The organism is uncultured Nevskia sp. (assembly GCF_903885465.1).
In the GTDB taxonomy this organism is placed as follows: domain Bacteria; phylum Pseudomonadota; class Gammaproteobacteria; order Nevskiales; family Nevskiaceae; genus Nevskia.
The window spans coordinates 1-5,742 of the sequence record NZ_CAISIQ010000390.1 but is presented as its reverse complement, the minus strand read 5'-3'; the positions used below and the strand labels follow the sequence as shown (position 1 = coordinate 5,742).

Genomic DNA, 5,742 nt, shown 5'->3' with positions numbered 1-5,742 from the left:
TCCTGATGAGGCACGGCGACTTCGGCAGTCACTTCCGTGCTGGAGACGACTCTGCCGTACTCGGCAGCCTCCGCGACGGTGCAAGCCGAGGCCAGACTTATCGCGATCAGGGATCTCTTGAAGTTGGTGTTCATGGCGCGTTCCTTTCTGAAGCCCTACGCGGCAAATGCCGCAGTTGAAGAGTGAGCACGGCGGGTAGCGGCGATATTTCAGAACGCCTGCGGCCTGTTACAGCTGCAATGTGGCTTCAACGGAAGTCGGCGAGATCGCGGAGATCGAGGTCGAACAACCCGCCTTGTGGCAGGTTCATCGTGTAGCCGCGCCGCCAGTTGCCGCGTTGCGCGGTGATGCGGTAGATGCCGGCAGGCAGCGGCAGTTCGATCAACGCTGCCGCGTCGTCGACTGCAAGAACACTGATGCCGTCCTGGTCTTCGATGCGCAGGCTGAGTGGCGCCTGCATGGCGAAGCCGAGGCCGGCGACGCAGCGGGCCAGCCAGCGCCGTGCCGGGCCTGTCGGCCGGTGGGCGCTACCGGTGTGGAGCACCAGACGTGCCGTCAAGGCGGGCGCCACCGGCGTATCCGTCGCAGTCGTCATGACCGGGGTCCCTTGGCAGAGCAGGCATCGGGATTGATGCGCCGAAGCATCTTCCCGGGACCTTTGCACCGCGCTGTGTCGGCGCGGCATCTACCGTGTTGCAACTGAAATACTTCTGCGTGCCGGGGTTCAGGCCAGCAATTCGTCGAGCGCCTGTGCCAGTTCGGCCCGTTCGATGGGCTTCGCCAGTACCCGCGTCACGCCTGCCGCCAGGGCCCGCTCGGCGAGCGCCGGACCGCCATAGCCGCTGATCAGCAGCACCGGCAGCCCTGGCGCAAATTCGCGCAGCGCTTCGGTCATTGCGGTGCCGCTCAAGCCGGGCATGGTTTCGTCGGTGATGACGATGGTGTAGCGCGTGGGCTGCTCACGCAGCAACTGCAGGGCGGCCCGAGGATCACTGCTGCCTTCGGCCTGATAGCCGAGACCGCGCAGCATCGCCGTCAGCAGATCGACCAGCGCCGGCTCGTCATCGATAACCAGCACGGTCGTTGCGGATCGCGCTGTAGTGCTTGGCGCACTCGCGACGACCATCTCCGTCTGCGGCTGATCGCTGGCCTCGGCAATCCGGTACTCGGGCAGATACAGCGTGAAGCGCGCGCCCTTGCCGGGCCGGCTGCGCACGTCGATCGCGCCGCCGAACTCGGCGACCACGCCGTGCACCACGGCCAGTCCCAGGCCGGTACCGGACTCGCTGCTGCGAGTGGTGAAGAACGGCTCGAACAGATGCTCCATCACGGCCGGCGTGATGCCGCGTCCCTGGTCGGCCACGCTCAGCTCCAGGTAATGACCAGGCGCGAGCTGGCTGTGCGACAGCACCTGCGCCTCGTCGATCTGCAGGCGCTGCAGATGGACGCTGACCATGCCGCCGTCGGGCATCGCCTGCAGGGCATTGGTGCAGAGATTGAGCACCGCCTCATAGGCCTGGGTGGAATCGCCGCGGAGCATTGCGCCGGGTGCTTCCAGCGCGCGCTCCAGCACCAGGCCGGGACGCAGCGAGCCGGCCAGCAGATCGAGCACTTCCTCGATCACCGGGCCGAGCTCGAAGATGTCCGAGGTCTGTGCGCCGCCCTTGCTGAACGACAGGATGCGTTCGACCAGCGACTTGCCGCGCTCGGCGGCCTGCAGCACCCGGTCGAGATAACGCGCCTGGTTGCCGTCGGCCGGGGCGAGGTCGCGGGCCATCTCGCCGAAGCCGACGATCGAGGCCAGCAGGTTGTTGAAATCGTGCGCCACGCTGCCGGCCAAGGTGCCCAGAGACTCGAGCTTGCCGGCGCGGGCCTGCTGGGCCTGCAGCGCCTGCTGCGCTTCGCTGCGCCGCCGATCGGCGCGATGCACCACCAGCACCGCGGCTAACAGCACCAGCAGCGCCAGGCCGAGCGCAGCGGCGGTGAGCCGCGCCGCTTCGCGCCATTCATGAAGCACGGCATCGATGTCGCGGGTCATCACCACGCTGAGGCCGTAGCGCTGCAGCCGATGCAGGCCGACCAGACGCTCGCTGCCGTCGCGGAAGCGGTGCAGTTCCATGCTGGTGCGCGAGGCCAGCCGCTGTGCCAGCGTGGCTTCGTCGAGCACCTGGTTATCAACGATGAGGCCGGCCAGCCGCGCGCCATCGGCGCGGAACACGGCCATGCGCGCGTCGGCGGCCGGGCTGGCGGCCGAGAATGCACCGAGCAGACCGGTCGCCGGCAAGGCGGCGACGATCCAGCCATCGCCAATGCCGGGCGCCGCGCGGAAGCGGACGGCGAGGGCGACGCCCGCTTCCGGCAAGGCATCGACCCGGAATGGACGGCTGATGGCGATATCGTCGACGGCCAACCCGGCCAAGGCCGGCAGGAAGCTCGCAGGCTCAGGCGCCGAACTGGTATCCGAGCCGGCGATCAGCTGTCCGCCATCGCCGAGCAGCCACAGCGTCTGCACCAGCGGCATCAGTTTCACGCGGGTCTGCAGCGCCAGCTGGGCGTCGGCACCACTGGACGGCAGGCGGGCGCTGGCCAGTTCGCCACGGATCGCCAGCAAGCCTTCTTCGGCACCCTGCAGACTGCGCTCGACTTCGTCGGCCAGCGCCAGCGACAGCAGACTCAGTTCGCGCGTCTGCGCCGCCAGCGCGTCCTGCCGCAGATGCCAGAGCGCGGTGGCGGAGGCGGCGATCAGGCTCAGCGCCATGCCCACCGCCACCCACCACAACCTCGCGTCGGCCGGTCTGTTCGGGGTGGCGATATTCATGCGCTACGATACTTCACCCTGCTTCGGGGTCATGAGCTGCCAGCCGCCGACGAGATGACCAGCACCAGCGTGCCGCACATTCTTGTCATCGATGACGACCCGGCCATTCGCGAGCTGGTGGTCGAGTATCTGAGCCAGAACGAAATGAGGGTCAGCGCCGGCGGCAACGGTCGCGAACTGTTCGAGGCGATGGATCGTGAGGCGATCGATCTGGTGCTGCTCGATCTCAAGCTGCCGGGCGAAGACGGCATGCAGCTGGCGCGGACGCTGCGCGAACGCGCCACGGTGCCGGTGATTCTGCTGACCGGCCGCAGCGAGGAAGCCGACCGGGTGATGGGCCTGGAACTCGGCGCCGACGACTACGTGACCAAGCCGTTCAGCCCGCGCGAGCTGCTGGCCCGCGTGCGCGCGGTGCTGCGCCGCTATCAGGTGCAGGCGACCTTGCCGGAGCGCGACGGTTCGCGGCGCGCCTTCCGCTTTTCCGGCTGGGAGCTGAACCTGCGGACCCGCCGGCTGCGCTCGCCGGCCGGCGATACCGTGGCGCTGTCCAATGGCGAATTCAGCCTGCTCAACGCGCTGTGCCGCGCGCCGCAGCGGGTGCTGACCCGCGACCAGCTGCTGTCCTTGTCGCGGCTGCACGAGGCGGAAGTCTACGATCGCACCATCGATGTGCAGATCCGCCGGTTGCGGCTGAAGATCGAAGCCGATCCCGCCAAGCCGGAGTTGATCCGCACCGAGCGCGGCGCGGGCTACCAGCTCGCCAGCACCGTCGAAACCCTGTTCTGAATCCGGCTCGATCAGGATCGGCTCTCCGTATGTTCCTGCGTGAAGCGCCGCTCCGCCTCGGCCAGGTGGCGCACCAGCACATGGGAGATGACGTTGACGCCGACGCCGCCGAACATCGCCGGCAACAGGTAGAGCGCCACCGAGACCTGCGAGGTGAAGACCCAATCGTCGGACAAGGAAGGCGTGTCCTTGGCCAGAATCGCCAGGGTCTGCAGGAAATAGACATCGAGTCCGGCGACTGCGATCAGCGCCAGACCGAGCAGCAGCACGTTGCGCGGCGAGATCGCGCGCTTGACCAGCAAGACGGCGTAGACGCCGATCGGCAGACCGGTGGACAGCGTCACCATCAGCCAGAAGCGCAGCTCGGCGAACACGGAATTGCTGACCGAATTGCTCATGGCGCGTCCGGCGCTGCGGCCACTATCGCGGTCTTGGCGCTGACTGGCTGCCAGCGGCCGGCGATGTTCTTCAGCAGCTGATCGACCGCCGCCAGCTGGCGATTGCGAACCCCGAGCAGGCTGTTCTCGCTGGTCAGCGCCGCGGTCTGCGCAGTCACCACATTGAGCGCGCTGACCGTGCCATCGCGGTACTGGTCCAGGGTGATCTCGACATTGCGCTGGGCAGCGGCCAGCGCCTGCTCCTGCAGCGCCGCCTCCTGCTGCAACTGATCGGCAAGCACCAGGTTGTCCTCGACTTCCTGCAGCGCGGTCAGCACCGTTTGCCGATAGCTCGCCGTCGCCTGATCGGCGTTGGCGCGCGCCTGGGCGCTGGCCAGCCGGCGCTGGCCGCCATCCAGAATCACTTCGGCCAGGTTGGCGCCGACCGTCCAGGCGAAGTTCGGCGCGCTGATCAGGCCGGTCAGCGCATCGCCGATGTAACCGGCCGTCGCCGACAGGCTCAGGGTCGGAAACCAGGCCGCGTCGGCGACGCCGATCTGCGCGTAGGCGGCGATTACACGCCGTTGCGCAGCAGCGATATCGGGCCGCCGTTCGAGCAGGCTGGCCGGCAGCTGTTCGGGCACCGGCGGTGCTGTGGGCAGCGCCGCCGTGGCGCTCAGATCCAGCGCCGACGGCGGCACGCCGAGCAGCACGGCGATCGCGTGTTCGAGCTGGGCGCGCTGGGCATTCAGCTCGGAGATCTGCGCCTGCGTGCCTTTCAGCTGGGTGGTCGCCTGCAGCACGTCGCTGCGGCCGGCGAGACCGCCGTCATAGCGGATCTGGGTCAGATCGAGCGAATGCTGGTAGGCCGTGGCGCTGCGCTCGAACAGCGAGCGCTGAGCCTCGGCGGTGCGCAGGGAGAAATAGGTCTCCGCCAGGATTGCCTGGGCCGATAGCTGTGCCGCAGCAAGATCATCGGCGCTCGCCTGCAGCGACGCCGCAGCACCGCTTTTGGCCTGCGACAAGCGCCCCCAGAGGTCCAGTTCCCAGGTTGCAGTCGCAGACACGGTGTACGGATCCTTGCCGCGCTGGGCATCGAGGCCGGCCGACAGACTCGGCAGGAAAGCCGTGCGGCTGGCGGCATAGACGGCTCGCGCGTTGGCGACCGCGGCGGCGGTGGCCTTGAGGTTTTCGTTGCCGATCACCAGCCGCCGTTCGAGATCGTCGAGCACCGGGTCCTGGAACAAGGTCCACCAGTCGTCGGGAATCGGCGCGCTGAGGGCGGCGGCCTTCTGCCAGTCGCCGGTTTCCTTGAACGCAGCCGGTGCCGTGACCGGATCGGGTGGTTTGACGGCGGTCACCGCGCAGCCGGCGAGACCGCCAGCGAGCAGCGTCAGCGCGATGACGCGAAAGTGGATGCGGGACTTCATGGGGCGGGCAGGGGTTGGACGGAAGCCGAAACATGGAAGGCCTGACGCGGATGGCGACGGCGCAGGCGGTCGAGCAGCACGAACACCACCGGCGTGGTGTAGAGCGTCAGCAGCTGGCTGAGGATCAACCCGCCGACGATGGCGATGCCGAGCGGCTGGCGCAGTTCGGCCCCGTCGCCACTGCCCAGCGCCAGCGGCAGCGCGCCGAAGATCGCCGCGCAAGTCGTCATCAGGATCGGGCGCACGCGCAGGTTGGCCGCGCGGTAGATCGCCTCGCCCGCGGTGGCCGGGCCGAATCGCTGCCGCTCGATGGCGAAGTCGATCATCATGA

General features: G+C 68.2%; 6 protein-coding genes. 1 reads left to right on the top strand and 5 read right to left on the bottom strand.

Annotated features, from left to right (window positions below; genetic code table 11):
- Positions 1-247: 247 nt before the first annotated feature.
- The gene (locus QZY06_RS15230; RefSeq protein ID WP_295685918.1) at positions 248-595 is read right to left on the bottom strand and encodes a hypothetical protein; all 348 of its coding nucleotides are present in this window, start codon (positions 593-595) and stop codon (positions 248-250) included.
- A gap of 129 nt (positions 596-724) precedes the next feature.
- Entirely contained in the window at positions 725-2,818 is a 2,094-nt protein-coding gene (locus tag QZY06_RS15225; RefSeq protein WP_295685917.1) for an ATP-binding protein, read from the bottom strand.
- A 54-nt stretch (positions 2,819-2,872) separates the two neighbouring features.
- Here QZY06_RS15225 and QZY06_RS15220 point away from each other — a divergent pair, with 54 nt between their 5' ends.
- Complete coding sequence (locus tag QZY06_RS15220) at positions 2,873-3,604, top strand: response regulator transcription factor (protein ID WP_293394137.1); 732 nt, start codon at positions 2,873-2,875, stop codon at positions 3,602-3,604.
- An 11-nt stretch (positions 3,605-3,615) separates the two neighbouring features.
- Here the strand turns inward: QZY06_RS15220 and QZY06_RS15215 are convergent, their stop codons facing one another.
- The 3 genes from QZY06_RS15215 to QZY06_RS15205 form a co-directional block, all read right to left on the bottom strand.
- Positions 3,616-4,002 carry a hypothetical protein gene (locus QZY06_RS15215; protein ID WP_295685916.1) on the bottom strand — a complete coding sequence of 129 codons (387 nt, stop codon included), beginning with the start codon at positions 4,000-4,002 and terminating at the stop codon, positions 3,616-3,618.
- Entirely contained in the window at positions 3,999-5,411 is a 1,413-nt protein-coding gene (locus QZY06_RS15210; RefSeq protein WP_295685915.1) for an efflux transporter outer membrane subunit, read from the bottom strand. Before QZY06_RS15210 ends, QZY06_RS15215 begins: the two co-directional genes overlap by 4 nt.
- On the bottom strand, positions 5,408-5,742 hold a 335-nt coding region (locus QZY06_RS15205), incomplete at its 5' end, for an efflux RND transporter permease subunit (RefSeq protein ID WP_295685914.1). The genes QZY06_RS15205 and QZY06_RS15210, both read right to left, overlap by 4 nt.